This is a genomic window from Formicincola oecophyllae (assembly GCF_006542395.2).
Lineage (GTDB): Bacteria > Pseudomonadota > Alphaproteobacteria > Acetobacterales > Acetobacteraceae > Formicincola > Formicincola oecophyllae.
In genome coordinates, this window is sequence record NZ_CP038231.1 from 620,341 (window position 1) to 641,570 (window position 21,230).

Annotated in this window: 17 protein-coding genes; 7 read left to right on the forward strand and 10 right to left on the reverse strand. The window is 60.4% G+C overall.

Annotated elements, in window-relative coordinates:
• Positions 1–39: 39 nt before the first annotated feature.
• Complete coding sequence (locus E3E12_RS02820; protein WP_141442956.1) at positions 40–1,161, reverse strand: aldo/keto reductase; 1,122 nt, start codon at positions 1,159–1,161, stop codon at positions 40–42.
• A 241-nt stretch (positions 1,162–1,402) separates the two neighbouring features.
• Between E3E12_RS02820 and E3E12_RS02825 the strand changes: the two genes are divergently transcribed.
• The 3 genes from E3E12_RS02825 to E3E12_RS02835 all read left to right on the forward strand — a co-directional run bounded on the left by E3E12_RS02825 (position 1,403) and on the right by E3E12_RS02835 (position 4,712).
• Positions 1,403–2,098 carry a response regulator transcription factor gene (locus E3E12_RS02825; protein ID WP_141442957.1) on the forward strand — a complete coding sequence of 232 codons (696 nt, stop codon included), beginning with the start codon at positions 1,403–1,405 and terminating at the stop codon, positions 2,096–2,098.
• A 14-nt stretch (positions 2,099–2,112) separates the two neighbouring features.
• On the forward strand, positions 2,113–3,681 hold the full coding sequence (locus tag E3E12_RS02830; protein ID WP_240810547.1) for a sensor histidine kinase: 1,569 nt from the start codon (positions 2,113–2,115) through the stop codon (positions 3,679–3,681).
• Positions 3,682–3,815: 134 nt separating this feature from the next.
• Positions 3,816–4,712, forward strand: coding sequence for an SIMPL domain-containing protein (locus E3E12_RS02835; protein ID WP_168194362.1), 897 nt, complete (start codon positions 3,816–3,818; stop codon positions 4,710–4,712).
• Positions 4,713–4,749: 37 nt separating this feature from the next.
• On the opposite strand, the gene E3E12_RS02840 is transcribed toward E3E12_RS02835, so the two are convergent.
• The 5 genes from E3E12_RS02840 to E3E12_RS02860 form a co-directional block, all read right to left on the reverse strand.
• Positions 4,750–5,835, reverse strand: coding sequence for a DMT family transporter (locus E3E12_RS02840; RefSeq protein ID WP_141442959.1), 1,086 nt, complete (start codon positions 5,833–5,835; stop codon positions 4,750–4,752).
• Positions 5,836–5,904: 69 nt separating this feature from the next.
• Positions 5,905–7,689 carry a trypsin-like peptidase domain-containing protein gene (locus tag E3E12_RS02845; protein ID WP_240810548.1) on the reverse strand — a complete coding sequence of 595 codons (1,785 nt, stop codon included), beginning with the start codon at positions 7,687–7,689 and terminating at the stop codon, positions 5,905–5,907.
• A 136-nt stretch (positions 7,690–7,825) separates the two neighbouring features.
• On the reverse strand, positions 7,826–10,690 hold the full coding sequence (locus E3E12_RS02850; RefSeq protein WP_141442960.1) for an ATP-dependent RNA helicase: 2,865 nt from the start codon (positions 10,688–10,690) through the stop codon (positions 7,826–7,828).
• 13 nt (positions 10,691–10,703) lie between these two features.
• A complete protein-coding gene (locus E3E12_RS02855; protein ID WP_141442961.1) occupies positions 10,704–11,252 on the reverse strand; it encodes an adenine phosphoribosyltransferase in 549 nt (182 codons plus the stop codon).
• Positions 11,253–11,339: 87 nt separating this feature from the next.
• Positions 11,340–12,782: a multidrug effflux MFS transporter gene (locus E3E12_RS02860; protein ID WP_240810549.1), complete on the reverse strand. Its 1,443-nt coding sequence runs from the start codon at positions 12,780–12,782 to the stop codon at positions 11,340–11,342.
• Positions 12,783–12,955: 173 nt separating this feature from the next.
• On the opposite strand from E3E12_RS02860, the gene E3E12_RS09090 reads away from it, so the two are divergent.
• The 3 genes from E3E12_RS09090 (at position 12,956) to E3E12_RS02870 (ending at position 15,199) form a co-directional block, all read left to right on the forward strand.
• Positions 12,956–13,090: a hypothetical protein gene (locus tag E3E12_RS09090; RefSeq protein WP_286206908.1), complete on the forward strand. Its 135-nt coding sequence runs from the start codon at positions 12,956–12,958 to the stop codon at positions 13,088–13,090.
• A gap of 51 nt (positions 13,091–13,141) precedes the next feature.
• Positions 13,142–14,512 carry an MFS transporter gene (locus E3E12_RS02865; RefSeq protein WP_168194363.1) on the forward strand — a complete coding sequence of 457 codons (1,371 nt, stop codon included), beginning with the start codon at positions 13,142–13,144 and terminating at the stop codon, positions 14,510–14,512.
• Between the two features lie 144 nt (positions 14,513–14,656).
• On the forward strand, positions 14,657–15,199 hold the full coding sequence (locus E3E12_RS02870; RefSeq protein ID WP_141442963.1) for an LOG family protein: 543 nt from the start codon (positions 14,657–14,659) through the stop codon (positions 15,197–15,199).
• A 125-nt stretch (positions 15,200–15,324) separates the two neighbouring features.
• Here the strand turns inward: E3E12_RS02870 and E3E12_RS02875 are convergent, their stop codons facing one another.
• On the reverse strand, positions 15,325–16,722 hold the full coding sequence (locus E3E12_RS02875; protein WP_141442964.1) for an NAD-dependent succinate-semialdehyde dehydrogenase: 1,398 nt from the start codon (positions 16,720–16,722) through the stop codon (positions 15,325–15,327).
• Positions 16,723–16,855: 133 nt separating this feature from the next.
• Positions 16,856–17,755, reverse strand: a complete 900-nt coding sequence (locus tag E3E12_RS02880) for a LysR family transcriptional regulator (RefSeq protein ID WP_141442965.1) — start codon at positions 17,753–17,755, stop codon at positions 16,856–16,858.
• A 193-nt stretch (positions 17,756–17,948) separates the two neighbouring features.
• On the opposite strand from E3E12_RS02880, the gene E3E12_RS02885 reads away from it, so the two are divergent.
• Positions 17,949–19,148 (forward strand): MFS transporter, encoded by a 1,200-nt coding sequence (locus E3E12_RS02885; protein ID WP_206338659.1) that lies wholly within the window; start codon positions 17,949–17,951, stop codon positions 19,146–19,148.
• Positions 19,149–19,202: 54 nt separating this feature from the next.
• Here E3E12_RS02885 and murA read toward each other — a convergent pair whose 3' ends face one another.
• Entirely contained in the window at positions 19,203–20,474 is a 1,272-nt protein-coding gene (gene murA, locus E3E12_RS02890) for a UDP-N-acetylglucosamine 1-carboxyvinyltransferase (RefSeq protein ID WP_141442966.1), read from the reverse strand.
• Between the two features lie 171 nt (positions 20,475–20,645).
• Positions 20,646–21,197: a dCTP deaminase gene (gene dcd / locus E3E12_RS02895; RefSeq protein ID WP_141442967.1), complete on the reverse strand. Its 552-nt coding sequence runs from the start codon at positions 21,195–21,197 to the stop codon at positions 20,646–20,648.
• Positions 21,198–21,230: the final 33 nt, after the last annotated feature.

A 21,230-nucleotide genomic window follows, 5' to 3' on the forward strand; every position in this document is an offset into this window, starting at 1 on the left:
CCAGGGTGGAAGGGCTAACTGTAAGGTCCCGGCAACGCTTCAGGGTGCTGGGTTTTGGTGGCGCTGGTGAATAGCGTTGATGGCCTTCACCACATCAGGCTTCAACGTCACGTTTAAAGCGCCCAGCTCCACCTCCAGCTGGGCCAGGTTGCGCGCCCCCAAGATGGTGGAGCGCACAAATGGTTGGCGCATGACAAAAGCCAGCGCCATTTGAACTACATCCAGCCCAGCTTCCTTAGCCAAGGTCACGTAAGCCTTGATGGCCTCATCCGTACCTGGCTTCTCATAACGCTGGCCCCTGTTGAAACGGGTGGTGCGCGCCCCCTCTGGCCGGGCACCATCAAGATACTTGCCCGTCAAATACCCTTGCGCCAAAGGTGAGTAGGCTAACAGCCCCACCCCCTCACGCATGGTGATTTCCGCCAGGCCCATTTCATAAGTGCGGTTGAGAAGGCTGTAAGCGTTCTGAATGGTGGCTGGCGCCAGCGCGCCTTGGTGCTTGGCCACCTGCACGGCCGACATCACGCCCCAAGGGGTTTCATTGGAGAGCCCCCAGGCCTTGATTTTGCCCGCCTGCACCAGTTCTTCTAAGGCGGCGATGGTTTCAGCCAAGGGGACCTCATCAGGCTGGGCCGCAGGAGGTTGGAATGTTGTGCCACCTGCGCCGAACATCTGCACGGCCCTGTCAGGCCAATGCAGTTGGTAGAGGTCGATGTAATCCGTGCCCAACCGCTTGAGACTGTTTTCAAGCGCGTAAGTGATGTTGGCCTTGTCCAGGCGCGCCGTGCCGCTGGCGCGGTGGAAAGAGGCGGGTCTGTACCAATCATTGGTGCTGCGCCCCACGACTTTGCTGGCGATCAGGATTTCCTCCCGGCCAGCTCCAGTGTTGCGCCCACGCTCCTTCAACCATTGGCCGATGATCTTCTCGCTCAGGCCATAGGTTTCAGCCCTGGGGGGGATAGCGTACAGCTCCGCCGTGTCAAACATGGTCACACCATGCTTGAGGGCCGCATCCATTTGGTTGAAGGCGTCTTCAGGGGAGGTTTGCTCCCCAAAGGTCATGGTCCCCAATGTCAAGGAGGACAGCTGGGGCAGCTGATGGTTGGGGCTTCCCCCCTTTGTAAGGTCATTGGCCAGGGGGGTGGGGGCGTTCTGGGGCATGGGCGCTTCTCCACAAAAGGCACAAACATGGGCGGCAGGCAAGCTGGCATGGCATGGCGCTAGCGGCGCTGAAGGTAAGGCAGCCACGTGCCATTACCCCATGCCCTCCCTGTCATAACATGCTAAACAGGCCTAAACGAACCCTGCAGCCCGCCCCGCCCCTGATGATGGTTGGCGCGCTGCCAGATGCGCGCCACAGGTGCGCCTGCACCGTGCAGTGCCCCGCAACCCAGGAATCCCCATGCGACTGCTCATTGTTGAAGATGACCCCACCGTCCGTAACTTCATCTTGAAGGGTCTGCGTGAATCAGGCCACGTTGCCGATGAGGCCGCCAACGGCAAAGATGGCCTGTTCCTGGCGGTATCAGAAGCCTATGACGTTATCATCCTGGACCGTATGTTGCCTGGTGGCATTGATGGGCTGAACATCCTTGAGACCTTGCGTGCCCAGGATAACCACACGCCCGTTCTGGTCCTTTCCGCTTTAGCGGACGTGGATGAACGTGTGGCAGGCCTCAAGGCGGGTTCAGACGATTATGTAACCAAGCCTTTCGCCTTTTCGGAGTTGCTGGCGCGGGTGGAGGCACTGGGGCGGCGCAGCAGCCCTGAGAACGCCCCCCGCACCAACATAGAAGTTGGCACCCTTTCACTGGACCTGCTGGCCCGTGAGGTGCGGCGTGATGGCAAACGTATTCTTGTGCAGCCCCGTGAATTCCGTTTGCTGGAATTCCTGGCCCGTCATGCTGGGCAGGTCGTTACCCGCACCATGCTGCTTGAAAAAGTCTGGGACTACCATTTCGACCCACAGACCAATGTGATTGACGTTCATGTTTCCCGACTGCGCCAAAAAGTGGACAAGCCTTTTGAACGCCCCCTCATCCACACGGTGCGCAACGCTGGCTACATTCTACGCTCTGACCTGGACGAAGGGTCCTGAGCCAGGAAAGGCCCATGCCCCCTGCACAGGCAGGCAAAGCGCCCCACCGCAGCAAGGGGCGCCTGCGCCCTGTGATGCAGCGCCTCAGCCGGCACCTGCACCAACACTGGCCGGTCCGATCTGTGGGGCTGACCTTCGCCATGGTTTATGGTGGTGTGTTCGTGGTCTCGGCCATTATGTTCCTGTCTTTCACATGGTGGAACACGGCACGGCTCCTCAACGACCATATTGAACATGCCATCACCCACGATGCCTCAGACCTGCTGGCACGCTGGGCCACAGCTGGCAGTGGTGGGTTAAGCCATGCCTTGCGCCTGCGCATCGAGCAGGACATCGGCGGCGATGCCATTTACCTGCTCATCTCACCCCAAGGGCAGGCTGAAGGTGGCAACATAGACCGCTGGCCTGTGCAGGTGGCAGGGACCAAGCGTTTCTATCAATTGAGCCTACGCCATGGCGGCGGGGAAATGCCTGTGATGGTGCATTCATGGGCTTTGCCAGACGGGCAGCGGCTTTTGGTGGGGCGTGACGTCAAAGCGCTGCCCATGATGCGCAAAGTCATGACGCAGGCCTTCCTATGGTGCTTGCTCATGGTCGTTCTTCTGGCGCTGGGCGGGGCACTGATCGTGCAGACTTTGTTCCGGCACATGGTCACTGCTGTGGCGCGCACCACTGCTGCCATCGCTGAAGGGGACTTGTCACGCCGCATCCCCCTGAACGGCAGTGAAACGGACTTGGTGGCTGTGACCGTCAACCGGATGCTGACGCGCATCGACAAGCTGATGAGGGGCGTGCGGCAAGTCTCAAACGCCATTGCCCATGATTTGCGCACCCCCATTACCAGGGCGCGCACCCGTTTGGAGGATGCGGCGCTTCATGCCAAAACCACGCAGGAATTGCACGCCGCTATTGAGGAAGCTGTGGCTGACTGCGACCACATAACAGCTATTTTCGATGCCCTGCTGCGCATTGCCCAAATTGAGGCTGGGGCGCGCCGCCAAGCTTTCGCGCCAGCCAACCCCACACAGCTTCTGCGGTCATTGGCAGAGCTTTATGAGGCCGTCACGGAGGATGCGGGCCTGAAATTGCTTCTTTACGTGCCTGAACTACCAGACATCGTGTGCGACCAACACATGGTTAGCCAAGCTGTGGCCAACCTCCTCGATAATGCCATCAAATTTTCGCCCCCCCATGGCACCATCACCTTGTCAGCACGCCTGGTGCGCCAGCCCCCTGGCCCAACTGGGGTTCACGCGCGCGCTGATGGCCCGCGCCAAGCGCTTGAAATTACCGTGACGGATGCTGGACCAGGCATGCTTCCTGCAGACATGGCACGGGCCACAGCGCGCTTTTTCAGGGCGGAAGCAGCGCGCAGCACCCCTGGATCCGGCCTGGGGCTTAGTCTGGTGCACGCCATTGCAGGGCTGCACCATGGTGAAATCAGGCTGGCCAGTGGCCAGCATGGCACCATGGACCATCCCCTTGAGAACACCCGCACTGACCCTAGCCCAGCCACGCTGCCTGCCCTGCCAGGACTGCGCGCTACCCTTGTCCTGCCTTTGCAGGCACCTGGGGATCATTGAGGGATGACAGGCCCATAAGGAAATCATCACCAATTTTAAAATATCACGGTGTTGCCATAAATAATCATGGTCTTGCCACAAAAGGCCAGCATCCATGAACCATGAACAAATTCACGCACGGGAAAATAAAACCCATGGCTTCTTCACACAAAAACGCCCTGTCACCCTCCAGGTTCCTTGGTCAGGTTCTGGGGGCTGGCACCGCACTGGGGCTTGGCATGGTTCTGGCTGCCAGCTTCACCACCGCTCACGCCCATGAAGGGGGACCTGCTGACCATTTGCCCCCATCCCCCCCGCCGTGCCCCATGATGATGCACCATATGATGCCGCCACCCGGCACTACGCTGAGCTACACGACCACAGGTCACGCCAAGGCCATGCCAACGCGCCTGACCATCAGGCTCACAGCGCAGCAAAGCGCCCCCACACCAGCTGACGCCCAAACAGCCCTGAACAAGCAAATGGAAACAGCCATGCAGACTGCTGGCGGCCATAAGGGCATCACAGCGCTGGCAGAAAACTACACCCTTTCGGACCAAACCCCTGACAAATCCCAGACAAGCCGCTGGGTGGCCAACCAAAGCATGTCCCTGACCGGCAATGATTCACACGCTTTGCTGGGCCTGGCTGAAAAACTGCAGAAGCAGGGGTTGGGCATTGACGACATGAATTGGTCACTGACAGACAGCGCGCGTGAGAAACTTGAGGACCAGGCGCGTGAGCAGGCCCTGACCAAAGTGCGGCCCACTGCTGAATCAGATGCGCGCATGCTTGGCCTGCACCTGTTCAAGCTGGAGAGCGTACGTGTTGGTCCAGGCCCCATGCCACCGGTTTTCGCACGCCCCATGATGATGATGGCCGCACGCGCCAATGCAGCCCCTGCCCCCCAAACCAGCCCTTCAGAGCAAACGGTTGAAGTGACGGTGCGGGTGCGTGCCATCCTGATGGGTGAACACCACCATGGTCCGCATGGGCCAGGACCAATGGAGCACCCTGGTGCTGATACAGCTGGGCCAGCCCCAGCGCACTGACCTATCAACCAGGCGCCCCTGGGCTGTAGGCACAGCTTCAGGGGCCTGAGCCAGCCCCGTCTCGGTGCGGGGCAATGGAGGGGGCCTGGTCAGAAACACTTTTCTCCCCATCCGCCATGTTGTTGGCAGTGGGATTTTTACGTTGAACCAGCTTGTTTTTTAGGTTCAAGCTTTTTTCAAGCGTTCTACTGAAATTCCATTCACTGGCCATGACCCCCGCCACGATCAACAGAGCGCCCCACACAGCGCGCCAACCTGTGTGGTCACCAGAAACACGTCCAAACACACCACCCCACACAGGTTCACCTGCGTAAATCACCGCCGCGCGGGAAGGGGTCACGTATTTTTGCGCCCAGTTCATGGCGAACTGAATGGCGGTGCTGGCTATGGCCAGCCCCATAGCTGGCGCCAGCCATTCATAGGAAAGCCCTGGCCAGTGCTCATGATTAAGGGGCATGGCGCACAAGGCTGCCACCCCACAGGTGAACAGCTGAACCACTGTGACATTGAACGTGTTGACACCACCCCCCGCCACCATGCCGATAATGACGATTTCAAACGCCACAGCCACGGCTGAAAGCAGGGTGAGGACATCACCCGTGCTGAGGTGGACAGCGCCACCACCGACCAAGGCTGCCCCCTGGCCTGTCAAAACGACCAGCCCAGCAAAAGCCAGCCCCAGCCCTACCCATACAGCAGGACGCGGCGTCTTGCGCATCAACAGCCATTCCACCACCGGCACCAGGGGCACATAAAGGGCTGTCAAGAAAGCTGATTGACTGGCCGTGATAGTCTCAAGGCCAACAGTCTGGAAATCCTGCCCCAGGCTGCCGGCCAACCCAGCCAACACCCCCCCTAGAAGCTCCAGGCGGTTTGGACGGCGCAGCCTGTTCCAGAATAGGGCCAAAGTCAGCAGGGCCGCCAAGATGAAACGCGCCCCCACAAAGAATAAAGGTCCGCCAATTGTTCCGCGCAAACCATCCAAGCCTGCCTGGATGATGGAATAGGTGCCCCCCCACATCATGGTGACAAGCACCAGGGTGATTTCAGGCCAATACGCCTTGAAACGGTTTTTCAAAACTTTGGAAGGCACTTGATGGGAGGAAGACTTTATGGCGGTCATGATGAATTCATAACCCTAATATCCCCAAGCGGCCAAAACAGTCCCTTTGTCTCCACCTCGACAAGGAACTTAATTGGCGCCGTCAGCCATGCCGTAGCGCATGGGGGGATGGGGCCCCAGCACCACTGGGTAGGTGTGGGTGCCATCAGCGCGCTTGACGGTGAAGGTGATACGGTCGCCCGGACGCGCAGTGGCGATGGAGCGGAAAATAGTCCGGGCACTGGTCACCTTCACCCCGCCAACCGCCAATAGGCGGTCGTTGGTCCGCACGCCCGCTTTCCAGGCAGGGCCGTTCTTCTCCACATCCGCCACCAAAATGGGCGTTGTGGTCTCATCAAGGATGATGCCAGCCCAACCATGGCGCACATGGCCTGTGCGGACGATTTCATCCACCACCACGGCCACAATGGCTGAAGGGATGCCGAAACCAATCCCCACGGAACCATCAGAAGGGCTAGCGATGGCGGCGTTCATAGCCACCACTTCCCCACGAAGGTTGAAGGCCGGCCCACCAGAATTGCCAGGGTTGATGGGGGCATCAATCTGCATGAAGTTGTCCAAGGGGCCAATGCCCAGGTCACGCCCAATGGCAGAAATAATGCCCGCCGTCACTGAAGAGCCGAAGCCAAAAGGATTGCCGGCTACCAGGATCCAATCACCAATGTCCACATGGTTGCTGTCGCCCCATGGCACGGAAGGCAGCGGTTCTGAACTGTCCACTTTCAGCACGGCGATGTCCGTCATGGGGTCATCCCCTATGGAATGCGCTTTGAGGATACGCCCATCAGACAACGACACAGTGACAGTGGGTGAATGGCCAATCACATGCAGATTGGTCACCACAATGCCTGACGGGTCGATGATGAAGCCTGACCCAGCGCTGCTGCCGTCATTTTCCCCAGGCACCAAGGCCGCTGGCTGCAGAAGGCCGTGGGCACCGCGCCGCTTGGCCTTGGGCGGCACATGTTGGGTCGGCCTTTTGCCCACTTTCTTGGCAGGGGTCTTAGCTGGCGGGGTGCGATCATGGCTACGCTCATGGGGGTGCGCGGCATGGGGGTGGTTTGCCTTGGGCGCAGGCTTGGTGGGGGCCTTGGGCTTGGCATGTGCTTCACTGCGGGGCTTGGTGCTCTTGCGCGCATGGTGAGGGGGCGGGGGGGTGGCACGCTTGTGTTTTTCGCGGTGGTGGCTACGCAGCGGGGCTGTGTGAGCGGGGGGAGCTTCCTCATCAGCGCTGGCATCATCGTCATTGCTCTCATCACCAGCCTCGTCATCATCAGTAACAGCATCGCCATCACCGACTGAAATATTGACCACCGCCGGAATCACCAACCTGACAAGGGGGGAAAATGAGGGGAGGTCGACCAGAATGGGATGTTTGACGTCAGCAGCCAGCAAACGCCCAGCCAAGCTTGGGGCATTCTGCGGCAGGACCAGGGCTGGCGAAACGGGGATGGGGCGCCTGAAGCGTTCCAGAAGTGGCCTGTGATGTGCTGCCGCCACAGGCTGCCCATCAGGCCCCACAGGCACGATCATGGGGCGTGTCAACCACAAATAGGCCCCCAGGATGAGGCCAGCACCCACAAGCCCCCAGAAAGCGGGCAGCACACCATGGGCGATGAAACTGTGCTGCTCCAGGAAGGTAGGCGTGTAGTCCTCATCCTCCTCCAAGCCATAGGCTGGCTGGGCACCCAATGGTTCACCAGCCCGGAACACCCCCTCTAGCCCTGCGTGCATGGCGTGGGGGGGCAGGGGGGCACCAGGGACCGGGCCTTGGCCTTCAGCCTGTTGCTTTGGCTGAGGGGGCCTATCCTCCCCAGCAGCCCCTGGGAAGGTTCTGTCAACGTTGTTAGTCATTGATACCCTCCCGGTCCCTAGCGGTTGCGAGCAGCCTGCATTTTTGCGGCAAAATACTGGCAACGCTTGATTCAAAGCAGGCAGTTTAGCACAGCCCCCAACGCTGCACGCCCCCACCAGGGGGGTGGAACGCCCTTCAAAAGGATTTGGAAGGGTTTTCAGGCCACATGTGCTTGGGGTAACGGCTGCGCATGTCACGGCGCGCATCATGCCATCCCGCCAGCCAGAAACTGGCTAAATCATCTGTTAGTGCTATGGGACGGCCCGCTGGGGAGAGCAGTTCAGCCTGCACATTTTGGCCACCAATACGTGGCAAAGAGGTCACACCATAGAAATCCTGGGCACGCGCTGAAATCCGCACGCGCCCAGCATGGTGAACGGCGGCGTAATCTACAGCCACGCTGCGCCCGTTGAGGGGCAGACGCGCTGGATAGTGTTTGTCCAGCATCTGCCTCCCTTCCCGCCCAAGTAAAGCTGCCAGAAGGGTAGTCACGTCCCGTTCCGCCAGCGCAGCCAGGCTGGTGGCACCCCCAACCCAAATCAACACGGCCTGGGCAGGGCTGCCTGGCTGGAGGTTTTCAGGCTGGGTCACATGGCTGGCAGCAAGGGCGAAAAGGTTTTTCAAGGCTGCGTCACTGACGTCAGGCCAAGTAGCATCTAGCTTAGGCGTGCCCTTTGTGCCCCCTTCCTGAGAAGCCGCGTAAACCATCCTGGCTTGAAAAGCCCGTGCAGCCTCATTCCAGCCCAGACGCCCCAGGTCTTTGGCCACCATTTCCAGCAAAGCTGCCATGGTGTCCTCTGCCGTGCAGTCAGCCAGCCCCTCATGCAGAACAAGGGAGCCAAAGCGCTGTTTCACGCGCACCACCACACGGCCAGAGACGCCATCGAAACTGCGCTGGCGTTCAGTCAATACATGAGGGCGCAGGTTTTCAGGCAGGATCAGGGCGGCGTCCCCAGCGGTTTTGTCGGCTGGGTTTTTGGTAAGGCTTGCGGGGAGGCGCTTTGGCTGGGCCAGATCTTCCAGGTTTTGCACCGTGGGGCCGAAAGGGGGCTTTGCCGGCTTTGGCTGCCCCTCCGCACGCGCCAAAGGCGCTGCCATGGTGATGGTGACGCTGCGCCCAGCGTGAAGTGTGGCCACGGCTAGGAAGTTATCGCGCGCTAGCCCATCGCGCCCTTCCAGATGGGCTGCCCCGCCACCTGCCAAGCGGTAGCGGCCCTCCTGCCCACCACCTGTGCGCTGCGCCAGCCGTTCTGGAAAACCAGCCGCCACCAACTGACCTGCCAAGCCTGGGCGCTTCATGGCTTGAGCAAGCTTGGCGCGGGCATTGGGGGCGCCCTCTAACCCTAAACGGCCCAGCAAGCGCAGCCAGGCCTTCTCCAGCAACGGCACCACATGGCGCGGCAACATGTAGCGCGCTGCCACAGCCCCCCCTGCTGGCCCCAGCAACGCCAGGCGTTCCAGCAATGAGGCGCCTGGATTGGGGGTGCGCTCACGCTGGCGGCGGCGCAGGGGGTCGCCTTCCTCAATCACGGCAGCTAAGGCGCACGCCAACACACGGCCCGCCTCATCATCAGCGGCCAACATCATGGCGGCCAGACGCGGATGGGTGCCAAGATCCGCCATGCGCTTGCCCAGCGCCGTAATGCGGTGGGTTGGCGCGCCTTCATCAGGGTCCGCCCCATCACCCAAAGGTGCTGAAGCCAGCTCCAGCGCGCCAATCTGGACCAAAAGGCTGCGTGCAGCCGCAAGCGCCCCTTCTGGTGGGGGGGTGATGAAAGGCAATGCACTGCTGGCCGTGCCCATTGTTTCCTCCCAAGAGGCCATCATGAGGGCGAGGGCCGTCAGGTCGGCTTCCAAGATGTCAGGGGGGGTGTCAGGCACAAGAGCGCGCTGCTGGGCTTCCGGCCACAGGCGCACAGCCAGGCCAGGGCGTTGGCGCCCAGCGCGGCCTGCACGCTGCTGGGCACTGGCGCGTGATATGCGGCGCGTTTTCAACACAGGCAGCCCTGATGCCTGGTCGCGCTCAGGGGTGCGGCGGAAGCCGCAATCCACCACAGCCTCAACGCCGTCCACCGTCACGGAACTTTCCGCAATGGTGGTGGCCAGCACAACGCGTTTGCCAGCTTTGCCTTCAGGCCCCAACAAAGCAAGGGCCTGGTCTTCTGGGCGCTGTTCACCGTAAAGCGGGTAAACAGGCATGTTGGGCAATAAAGCCATGGTGCGCCTGATTTCGCCTACGCCTGGCAGGAACACCAGGATGGAACCTTCCACCTTGTCCCACAGCCTTTTGACAGCGCTAGCGGCGGCGTCCTCCATGCGGCCCCCAGCCCCAGGGGCGTTGGCACGGCTGCGCGCGCCACGTCCCAAAGGGGGTGCACCTGCCACAAGGGCCATTTCAGGACCGTGCTGAACCGTGACGGGATGGCTGCGCCCAGCACTCTCAATCAAAGGGGCAGACTGTTGCGGCGTTGAGAGGGCCTGGCAGAAAGCCTTGGCGTCCAGCGTGGCGGACATGGCGACAAGGCGCAGTTCCGGCCGCAGAAGGCTGCGGGCCTCCAAACAGAAAGCAAGAGCGCTGTCAGCATCTGTGCCACGCTCGTGCACCTCATCAAACAGGACGCATCCCACCCCTGGCAGGAAAGGGTCTGCTAGCAGGCGGCGCAGGAACAGCCCATCCGTTAGGACTTCAATGCGGGTGGCGGCTGAAAGCTTGCGGTCGGTGCGCGTGGCGTAACCCACCAGCTGCCCCACAGGCTGGCCTAACAAGTGCGCCATATGGGCTGCCGCGCCACGCACGGCCACGCGGCGCGGTTCCACCAGGATGATTTTCCCCCGGCCCAACCACGCTGGCGCTGCCTCAAGCAGGGCAAGGGGCACGCGTGTGGTTTTTCCTGCGCCAGGTGGGGCTGCCAAAACCGCTGATGGCCCCGCTTCAAGCGCCTTCAACAGGGGGGGAAGTACATCCTCAACAGGTACTGAAGGGCGTTTGGGCGATGACATGACGGCAGTCAGGTCAGGCTTCCTGGTAGGTGACGAGGCTGGTGAGGGGGATGCCCAGTCCCTCGATCCTGGCGCGTCCACCCAAGCCTTCAAGCTCTATCATCACAACAGCGCCCACCACCTTCGCCCCTGCTTGGCCCAGAAGCTTGATGGAGGCCTCAAGCGTGCCGCCCGTGGCCAAGAGGTCATCGAGCACCACCACGCGTTGGCCAGGCTTGACAGCGCCTTTTTGCAAGTGGAGGGCATCTGTGCCGTATTCCAAGCCATAGCTGAGGGAAATGGTCTCCCCCGGCAGCTTGCCTGGTTTGCGCAACATGGTGAACCCTAGTCCCAAGCGCCCTGCCAAAGGCGCCGAAAGCAGGAATCCACGGCTTTCCACCCCTGCCAACAGCTCTGGCGCGCAGGCCATGGTCGCGCGGGAAAGGCGCTCCAGCGCCACAGCCCAGCCATCGGCATCCCCCAAAAGCGAGGAGATGTCATAGAAAAGAATGCCGGGTTTGGGGAAATCCGGCACTTCACGAATGTAGCGCTTAAGGTCAATGGGGGCTGGAGGATTGAACATGGGTGCTCCTGGTTTGCTCACACCATCCCTAGCCGTTGGCTGGGCTGGCCGCAAACCCTGCCAGCAGGATGAGCCCCAGGCCTCGCCTCAAGCTGCGCGTCTGCGCGGACTGCAGGCCGCGCAAACCGTCATGGCCACCATGGGCGCCAAAAGCAGCGCCGCCATGGGCAGCGCCGTGCCAATGGGCATGAGGGCGCACAGGGCGCTGGCCACCATGCCCATCACATACTGCCCTGTGCCCGCCAAAGCCGAAGCCGTCCCAGCGCGCTTGCCCTGCCCCCCCAAGGCCCCCGCTGCTGCATTGGGCATGACGCCTCCCATGGGCATCATGGTCAGCAGAAGCGCCACAATGAGGGGCCACAGCCAGTAACCCTTGAGCTGCCCACTAGGCCCAGCATCCAACCAGGAGGCCACAGCCACACCCAGCAGAACAAGCGCCCCCAGTAAACTGGCCCTGAGCGACCATTTGAGCAGAACCGGGCTTTCAACCTTTCCCACCAACCAGCCGTTAAGCTGGGAATTGCCAATGATGCAGCAGGCATACAGACCGAACATGCTGCCATAAGCAAAGGGGGAGAGGTGAAACACACGTTCGAACAAGGATGGGGCCGTGGTGAGGTAGGCAAAGGTCACCCAGCCTTCAATCATCCACACAAGGCCGTCCCAACGAAATGTCGGATCCCGCAGAATGGCGCTGTAGCGGCGCAGCAATCCACCTTCTTGCAAAGCGTTCTGCGCGCGGCTCTCTGGCGCTAAGGTTTCTGGCAAGAATGCCAGCACAAGCAAAGCGCCCACAACGCCATAGGCGGCCATGGCCCAGAAAATGCTGCGCCAGCTCACCCAGTTGAGGGCAAGTCCACCTAGGGCTGGAGCCAATATGGGCACCACCCCCTGCACCATCACCAAACGCGACATGAAACGTGCAGCTGCGTTGCCTGATGACATGTCGCGCACAACAGCGTTGGGCACCACCAGGGAGGCCGCCGCCATGAGGGCTGCCACAGCGCGCCAACTACACAACAGCGGCATGGAGGTGGCTAGCGCACACCCAGCGGAGGCCCCGGCATAGCCCAACGTGCCCAGCACAAGCGGCAGCCGGCGCCCGAAGCGATCTGCAAGAGGTCCCGCGACTAACTGACCTGCCGCAATGCCCACCACCCAGGCCGTCATGGTCAAGCTGCCGCTGCCTGCAGCCGCACCAAGCTCACTTTCCATTTCTGGCAAGGCAGGCAGATAAATATCCGTGGAAATGGGGCCGACTGCCGTTAGCGTGCCCAACAGCAGCGGGAACCACACAGGCCAGGGACGGCTGCCCTCCTCTGGGCCTAGGGGAGCGCCTGCCTCATCCAAGTCACGGAGGATGTCTGCTGGGTCCGGTGCAGCACCCAGGGCATCAGGTGCTGAGGTGGCAGCCCAGGTCGCAGCGTCCCTAATAGCATCCAGACGTTGGATGTTTTCTTCACGCGCCATGCTGGAGGGCGCGTCAGAGGGAGCCTCAGCGTTGGTGGCCGGCCCTTTTTCCGCAGTCATGATGGTTCCCCTGCCTTAGATGGTGGTCCTTGTAGCCTTTGCTCAGGGCCTATGTCGCAGCCTGTGGCCTGATGTGAGGGGTTGCGGGCCAATCCCCAGCATTTTTCCAGTAACCAGCCCTGAAAGCAATCTGGCTGCGCTCTGCCTGAGCCGTAGTCCAAAAGGGTGTGAACATGGCAGAAAGCTCACATTTGCATGGCAGCCATAACGCCACTTGCACGCCTGGCACCCCCTCCCCCCGTGACGTCTGGGGGGCGCTGGCTTATTGTGGCGCCCAGCTTACCGACTGTCGCGCCACGACACGTTAAGGCGCGGCCACTTGCTTGCCCACTTTTTTCATAAACTAAATGGGGACGGACGTGTCAGAAGAAACCAAACCAGTCTCACCGACCAGGACGGTGTTGCCGGTCGTGATGTTCAACCTGCTGGTCTATTTCGTGATCGGCCTGCCAAACGCTGTCATCGGCGCCCTCTTCGTGGGGGAAACGCTGGGCTATGACACGGCCATGGTAGGTACCACCATCACGCTGCAGTACCTTGGCACGCTCAGCACCCGCCTTGTGGCGGGTCAGCTTGTTGATAAACACGGCCCCAAGCCCATTCTGAAATGGGGCATGTTCGCTTGCACCATCGCAGGGTTGCTCATGATCCTGGCGGCCCTCATCGCACAGTTCCATGGCGTGATCGACCCCACCACGCGCGAGCACGTGCTGTTTGGCATCGCCCCTGACGGCCACCACACCCATGGTTTCTGGTGCCAAATCGCGCTGGGTGTCGCGTGGCTCTCACGCTTGTTCATCGGTTGGGCCGAAAGCTGGACCGCTACTTCCGTCACCACTTGGAACATGCGCCGCGTTGGGCCCAAGCACACTTCCGTGGCCATTTCCTGGAACGGCGTCACCTCCTACGGCGGCATGACGCTAGGCGCCATGCTGGGCAAGGCGCTGGCCAACATGGCCCTTGGCCACGGCATGGTTGGGCTGTGCCCGGTTGGCGTGCTTTCCACCCTTCTGGCTGTGGGTGGGCTTACCGCTCTCATCCTTCCTATCCCTGTCTACAAGGCCATTCCGCCCTTGCCACGCAAAGGCGCGCCCATGTCCTTCTTCAAGGCGCTGCGCAAGGTCTTCCCCTTCGGCACAGGTCTGGCGGCTGGTTCAGTGGGTTTCGGCACCATCATTGGCTTCCTGGCGCCTTACCTGGATTCCAACAAATGGTCTTCCGTCTATGGCTGGAGCATGGGAGCGTTCGCCATCATCTTCATCGCTGTGCGAATGATCTGGTCTGACGAGATCGATCGCCGCGGCGGGATGCCTGTGGCTGTGCTCTCCTTGTTGACGGAAGGGCTGGCGGCCTTGACCTTCCTGGTTTCCGCTTACATGAACCTTCACGGCATCGCTGGTGCGCCTTACGTGGTCATCCTGGGTGCCGCCTTGATGGGCGCTGGCTTCTCCCTGCTGTTCCCATCACTGGGCACCATGGCTGTGAAAACCGCAGGTCCTGAGTACAGCGGCATTCTGCTGGCTGCCTATTCCATCTTCACAGACGCCACCATTTTCGTCACAGGACCAAGCCTGGGTTCCGTCAAAGACATTTTCGGCCGTCTCCTGGGCAACCAGGAACTGGGTTGGATCTGCCTCTTCGCCCTTGGCGCGTTCATCTGCTTCCTAGGCATTGTGCTGATGAAGGTGTTCCTGAAACTTTCAGGCAAAGAAAGCGCCCCCGTCATCTAAAGCTGGTTGGCGGCGTCTAGCCCCTGGGGCCCTGGCGCTGCAAACCCTTCATCAAAGCTGGCTTCCCGCAAGGGGCCAGCTTTCGTTATTTTGGGTCTGACCAGCCATTGCCCTGGCTGGAGGGCCATGAGAGGAGAACAACCCATGGATATCAAAAGCATCGCCGTTTTCTGCGGTTCGCGCCGGGGCAACAACCCAGCCTATGCCGAAGCCGCCCAAGAGCTTGGCACAGCGCTGGGGCAAGCTGGCCTGACCTTGATCTATGGTGGCGGGAAAATGGGTCTGATGGGCGTTGTGGCCAGCGCTGTCCTGGAGGGGGGCGGCCACGTCAAAGGCGTTATCCCAGAATTCCTCACCCATACTGAAGGCATGCATGAGGACGTAACTGACCTAACGGTGACTGAGGACATGCCAAGCCGCAAAGCGGAGCTTTTCACCCTGCCTGACGCTTATGTTGTTTTGCCAGGCGGCATGGGCACACTTGACGAATTTGCTGAGGTCCTCGTCAACCGGCAGCTGCACCAATGCGCCAAACCCATCTGGCTGTTGGACACGGCAGGCTGGGCCACCCCTCTCCTCAGCGCTTTCAAGGCCATGACAGAACAAGGCTTCGCTGACGATACAGCCAAACTGTTCACCGTCATGAAAAGCGTTCCAGCCCTGATGGCAGCCATCAAGGAAGCTTGAAACCTTCATGGGGCCCCAGGCCTAACAAGAAAAGCCCACCTGGGGTTCACCCTAGGTGGGCTTTCTCATGGTTCGTCCCTCAACAAACCAGGAAGCGCGCGGCTTGCGCTGAAAAGCGCTTCAACTCAGAAAGGCGCGTTGATGTCGACCACGTCCACCAGCTTGTGGTTGACGAACTCCTTTAAACCCAACCCGATGAGCTCACGCCCAAAACCAGAGTTCTTGATGCCGCCAAAGGGCAGGTCAGCCCGCACCATGGTGGGGTGGTTGATGAACATCATGCCCGTGGCCACCTGGGCCGCCACAGCGCGCCCACGCTGCACGTCCTGGGTGAACACGCACCCCCCAAGACCATAAGGGGAATCATTGGCGATGCGGACGGCGTCAGCTTCATCCTTGGCTTTGAAAAGCTGCGTCACCGGACCGAAGAACTCCCAATGGCGAACCTCATTGTCCTCAAGCCCCGTCATGAGGAGAGGCGCGAAAAAGGCACCCTTCTCAGGCACATTCACGCCCAGTGATTCCACCTTGGCGCCATGGAGCTTGGCCTCGTCCACCTGATCTTTCAGATGGTCGGCAGCGCGTTGGCTCACCATAGGGGCCAGGGTGGTGGCCGGGTTCATGGGGTCGCCAGCCACGAACTTGCTGACATTCTGCTTGTACAGCTCCAGGAAGCGGTCATAAACGCTTTCCACCACGATCATGCGCTTAGCGGAAACACACACCTGGCCAGCATTCCAGTGACGGCCGTAAGCGGCCCATTGGGCTGCTTTCTCCACATCAGCGTCATCCAGCACGATGAAGGGGTCTGAACCGCCAAGCTCCATGGTGCATTTTTTCAAAGCGGCCCCGGCCATGGCGCCAATGGCGGCGCCGGCACGCTCGCCCCCTGTCAGGGCAACGCCACAAATCCGGCTGTCGTGAATGACTTCCTCCACATGGTGGCGGCGCAGGAAAATGTTCTGGAACAAGGCGTCAGGCACGCCTGCTTCCTTCATGATACCCACCCAGGCCTCAGCGCACTGGGGCACATATTGGGCATGTTTGAGGAGAACACCATTGCCAGCGGCCAGCTGCGGCGCCACAACGCGCGCCACCTGGTAGAAGGGGAAGTTCCAAGGTTCCACAGCAAACACAATGCCCAGAGGCTCAAAGTGCAGTTCAGCCTTGCCTGTGCTGGCGTCCTTAGTGGGCAGTGGCTCTGGCGCCAGAAGCTTGGCAGTGTTCTGGGCGTAGTAATCGAAAATGTCGGCTGAAAGAGCAATTTCCGCTTTAGCCTCCCCAATCAGCTTGCCCATTTCAAGCGTGATAAGCGCTGCGTAGCGCTCAGCGTTGGCACGCAGCACCTGGGCCACACGCCCCATGAGGGCGGCACGCTGTTCCACAGGGGTGGTGCGCCAGCCAAGCCAGGCCTGGTGGCCAGCGGCCAGCATATCCTGAACATCGTGCCCGCTGGCATCGCGGAAGGTTTTGAGGGTCTCACCCGTGTAGGGGTTGACGGTGGCGTAACCAACTGTAGCCATGATGTGCCTCCAAAACAGAACTAAAATGGTCTTGTATTAAGCTCACGTTAATTCCAGCTGAACAGTGAGTCAAGCAAAGGATTTCAAATCACATTCCTATTTGAACTGGCCTGTTTTGAACGGGGCGCGCCCTTCAAGCCATGACGCGCAACGCCGCCAGAACAGCCTTGAAAGCGGCCCTGTGATGGCGCCTGCTGGGGTACCAAAGATAAAACCCTTCAAAAGGCGCGCACCATTCCTCCAGCAAAGCAACCAACTTGCCTGAGCGCAGCCAGGGCTGTGCTAAGCCTTCAAAAACAAAAGCCACCCCAGCGCCCGCTAAAGCTGCCTGCACCAACAGGGAGGCGTCATTGGCTTTCACGGGGCCATCTGGCAGCAGCCGGAACAGCTTGCCTGCGCGCTCAAACTCCCATGCGTAAAGCTGGCCGCTGTTAAAACGCTGCCCCAAGCAATGATGGGGGTGCAGAGCGGCAGGGGTTTGAGGGCAGCCATGGCGCGCTACCCATGCAGGGCTGGCAACAGGTAGCATACGTTGGGGGCCACTGATGGCCACCGCCACCATGTCTGGCCCCAAAGCTTCCCCCAAGCGCACACCGGCATCGCAATTTTGTGCTACGATGTCGTCAAAGGCTGAACTGGCCACAAATTCCACAATCAGCCCCTCATGCTGCGCCAACAGGGGTTGCAACCGCGGCCAAAGCAAGAACTGCGCCACGTCTGGCGCCACGTTGAGGCGCACTGTCCCTGCCACTCGCTCCTGCAGCGCATGGGCCTCTGCCAAAGCGCCTTCAATGTGCTGGAAACCCGTTTGAAGGGCTTCCCACAAACCTTCCCCCACAGCAGTGGGGCGTACACTGCGTGTGGAACGGTTCAGCAAACGCATCCCAAGGCGTTGTTCCAGCTTACGCATGCGGTGGCTGACAGCGGATGGGCTGATGCCCAGCTGGCGTGCCGCCCCTGCAAACCCGCCTGCTTTCACAACAGCGTGAAACACGCTCAGGCTTTCCAGGGGCAGGGGATAATCATCACGCATGGGGCTTCACACCAATTTTTGGCACGGGGGAACCTATAGGAACGCTGGCAGCGCCCCTAGCCTATAAAGGCTTGGAAAACACAAAACGCCAAGGTGCCAAATGCCCTGGGCGCCATTAATGAAAAGCGCTCACAAACCTCATGAGGGCGCCTGTCCTGGTGCTTTGGGTGAACTGTTCGCTACTCACTTGGGCATGACCCAAACCACACCCACCACCCTGCACAAGCCCTCGGCGATCAGGGCTTTGGCGTTTTGCGTTTTTCTGCTGATTACGGCTGAATTCATGCCAGCCAGCTTGCTGACACCTTTGGCGCATTCCCTTCACGCTACAGATGCCATGGTGGGGCAGGCCATCTCCATTTCAGGGCTTTTTGCCGTTGTCGCCAGTCTGACGCTCACCATGGTTTTGCCGCGCCTGGACAGGCGCACCATGCTTCTGGGCTTGACCTTATGCTTGACGCTTTCATTGGCGTTGATGGCCATGGCTGACCATTTCGCCATGCTGATGGTTTCACGTGCTTTGCTGGGGATGGTGATTGGTGGCTTTTGGGCTTTGTCGACATCTGTGGTGATACGCTTGGCAGCACCACCACAAGTCCCGGCCGCCTTGGCCACCTTGTACATGGGCAATGCCGTTGCCGTGGCGTTAGCGCCAGCGGTGGGGAACTGGCTGGGCATGAAGCTGGGCTGGCGCAGCGTGTTCTGGGCCTTGGTACCTTTGGCAGCCTATGCCCTTTTGTGGCAGGCCAAGGCGTTGCCACCTTTAACCCCCCAAGCCAAACCAGGCTGGGACAGTTTGCGCGCGTTGCTGGCGAAGCCTGGCTTTATGGTGGGATTGCTAGCGCTCATGGTGGATTTCACAGGTGCTTTCTGTGCCTTCACCTATTTCAGGCCCTTTCTGGAAAACGTCACCCATTTGACTGGGCAAGGTTTGTCACTGGCTTTCCTGGCGTTGGGCTGTGCTGCCTTTGTGGGCACAAGCCTGGCGGGGCGTTGGGGGGCACGCCATCTGCAAGGGCTGTTGTGGCTGGTGCCAGGAGGGCTTGCCATGCTGACCATGGCACTGGCTTTCTGGGGCCAAGCCGTGCCAGCGGTTCTGGTGCTGCTTTGTGCTTGGGGGGCCTTCAACGCTGCCATGCCGGTTTGCTGGTCTGGCTGGTTGGCGCGTTCTGCACTTGATGACGCTGAGACGGGTGGGGCCCTCATGGTGGCGTTGATTCAATTCTCCATCATGGGAGGGGGCATGTTGGGTGGCGTAATTCTCAAACTTGACCAGCCTTCAAGCCCCCTTCTGCTGGGGGGCGCATTCCTTTTCCTGGGCGCTGCAATCGCATGGGGGCAAGCAAGCCTAGCGCCCCCAAGCTATAGCGGTGGCGGAGGGTTGGGTGACTAAAAGTGCCCACAATGGCCTTTCCTCAGCCACACCATCCCTGTTGCCAGGGGGCCGTCAGCCGTGGCCCTTGGTCCGCTTGATGGCCGCGCCAGCGCCTGCCAGTTTGCGCTCCACCCCTTCGTAACCACGGTCAAGATGGTAGACGCGGCTCAGGATGGTTTCACCTTCCGCCACCAACCCAGCTAAGATGAGGGAGAACGAGGCCCGCAGATCCGTTGCCATGACGCTGGCCCCTGAAAGCTTCGGCACCCCCCTGATGATGGCTGAGCGGCCCTGGACATTGATGTTGGCGCCCATGCGGTTGAGTTCAGGCACATGCATGAAGCGGTTCTCGAAAATGGTCTCTGTCATCATGGAGGCCCCCTCAGCCACAGCAAGCATGGCCATGAACTGGGCCTGCATGTCTGTGGGGAAACCAGGGTAAGGTTCTGTCATCAGGTCTGTGCCCTGCAGGCGCCCTGCTGCCGGACCGCGCACACGGAAGCCGTTTTCCTCCACATCTACGCGCGCCCCCGTTGCGCGCAAAGCGTCAATAACGGCCCCCATGTCAGCTGCCTGGCCTTTTTCCAGGAAAACATCACCACCTGTGATGGCAGCCGCGCAGGCGTAAGTGCCGCATTCAATGCGGTCGGCCATCACAGCGTAGCGGGCCCCATGAAGGGCCTTGACCCCTTCAACCGTGATAGTCCCTGTGCCACCACCTGAAACCTTGGCCCCCATAGCATTGAGGCAATTGCAGAGGTCAATGATCTCTGGCTCGCGGGCAGCGTTGACGATCTTGGTGGTGCCTTGGGCCAGGGTCGCGGCCATCACGAGGTTTTCGGTAGCACCTACGCTGGCGAAGGGCAGGTTGATGACGGCCCCTTTCAAACCACCCTTGGGGGCCTCCGCCTGGATGTAGCCGCCATCAAGCGTGATGGTGGCCCCCATGGCCTCAAACCCCTTCAGGTGCAGGTCCACAGGGCGCGTGCCAATGGCGCAGCCGCCAGGCAGTGAAACGCGCGCCTTGCCCATGCGGGCCAAAAGCGGCCCCAAAACCAGGATAGAGGCACGCATTTTGCGCACAATGTCATAAGGAGCGTCCACGGAGCTGGGCGTGCCTGAGATGGCCAGCTGGCCCGGCGCGTCCTCCACTACGTTCATGCCCAAGTGGCGCAGAAGCTCTGCCATGGTTTTGATGTCAGCGATCTCTGGCACATTGGAAAGTTCCAGCGGGCCTTTACCCAGCAGCCCAGCCACCATGAGCTTGAGGCCGGAATTCTTGGCGCCGCTGATGCGGATGGTGCCATCCAGTACAGAGCCACCTTGGATGATGAACTGATCCATGACTGCTTTCCCTTGCCTGCGTTGAAGGCCTGTGGTGGTTGCCAACCAGGGCGCGCCCCAGGCTGGCCATGTCTTGATTGCTGTCTAGGGCAGCATCAAGGCGGCTTCATGGCCTGCCCGTCAACCCAGCTGCCCTTTCCACCTTTGGCGTGGTTTGTTCAAAGCCATGTTTTAAAGTCGTGGGGTCACCACACCGCTCTGGTGCATGTATTTGCCAGCGCGGTCAGCATAGCTCACCTCACAAGGGCTGGCGCCCTTGAAAAACAGGAACTGGCAGATGCCCTCATTGGCGTAGATGCGTGCTGGCAAGGGGGTGGTGTTGCTGATCTCTATCGTCACCTGCCCTTCCCATTCAGGCTCCAAAGGGGTGACGTTAACGATGATGCCGCAACGGGCGTAAGTCGATTTGCCCAGACACACCACCAGGACGTCACGGGGAATGCGGAAACGTTCCACCGTGTGGGCCAGCGCGAAACTGTTAGGGGGTATGGTGATGTCGCCGCGGCGCGTCACGAAGCTGTGTGGGCTGAAGTGCTTCGGGTCCACGATGGCGCTGTCCACATCCGTAAAAATGCGGAACTCGTCAGCAACGCGCGCATCATAGCCATAGGAGGACAAGCCGTAGGAAATCACGCCCTCGCGCTTCTGCGCTTCCGTGAAAGGTTCGATCATGCGCTCCGTAAGCGCCATTTCACGGATCCAGGTGTCAGGCATGATGCTCATGGTCAGTCCTTGTCTTGGCCGGTTCTGAGGCAG

Coding starts and splice junctions, on each gene's coding strand:
- E3E12_RS02840 (WP_141442959.1), bottom strand. CDS start 5,835: ATGACCGCCATAAAGTCTTCCTCCCATCAAGTGCCTTCCAAAGTTTTG.
- E3E12_RS02825 (WP_141442957.1), top strand. CDS start 1,403: ATGCGACTGCTCATTGTTGAAGATGACCCCACCGTCCGTAACTTCATC.
- E3E12_RS02870 (WP_141442963.1), top strand. CDS start 14,657: ATGGATATCAAAAGCATCGCCGTTTTCTGCGGTTCGCGCCGGGGCAAC.
- E3E12_RS02820 (WP_141442956.1), bottom strand. CDS start 1,161: ATGCCCCAGAACGCCCCCACCCCCCTGGCCAATGACCTTACAAAGGGG.
- E3E12_RS02855 (WP_141442961.1), bottom strand. CDS start 11,252: ATGTTCAATCCTCCAGCCCCCATTGACCTTAAGCGCTACATTCGTGAA.
- murA (WP_141442966.1), bottom strand. CDS start 20,474: ATGGATCAGTTCATCATCCAAGGTGGCTCTGTACTGGATGGCACCATC.
- E3E12_RS02830 (WP_240810547.1), top strand. CDS start 2,113: ATGCCCCCTGCACAGGCAGGCAAAGCGCCCCACCGCAGCAAGGGGCGC.
- E3E12_RS02835 (WP_168194362.1), top strand. CDS start 3,816: ATGGCTTCTTCACACAAAAACGCCCTGTCACCCTCCAGGTTCCTTGGT.
- E3E12_RS02860 (WP_240810549.1), bottom strand. CDS start 12,782: ATGACTGCGGAAAAAGGGCCGGCCACCAACGCTGAGGCTCCCTCTGAC.
- dcd (WP_141442967.1), bottom strand. CDS start 21,197: ATGAGCATCATGCCTGACACCTGGATCCGTGAAATGGCGCTTACGGAG.
- E3E12_RS02850 (WP_141442960.1), bottom strand. CDS start 10,690: ATGTCATCGCCCAAACGCCCTTCAGTACCTGTTGAGGATGTACTTCCC.
- E3E12_RS02875 (WP_141442964.1), bottom strand. CDS start 16,722: ATGGCTACAGTTGGTTACGCCACCGTCAACCCCTACACGGGTGAGACC.
- E3E12_RS09090 (WP_286206908.1), top strand. CDS start 12,956: ATGGCAGAAAGCTCACATTTGCATGGCAGCCATAACGCCACTTGCACG.
- E3E12_RS02845 (WP_240810548.1), bottom strand. CDS start 7,689: ATGACTAACAACGTTGACAGAACCTTCCCAGGGGCTGCTGGGGAGGAT.
- E3E12_RS02880 (WP_141442965.1), bottom strand. CDS start 17,755: ATGCGTGATGATTATCCCCTGCCCCTGGAAAGCCTGAGCGTGTTTCAC.
- E3E12_RS02885 (WP_206338659.1), top strand. CDS start 17,949: ATGACCCAAACCACACCCACCACCCTGCACAAGCCCTCGGCGATCAGG.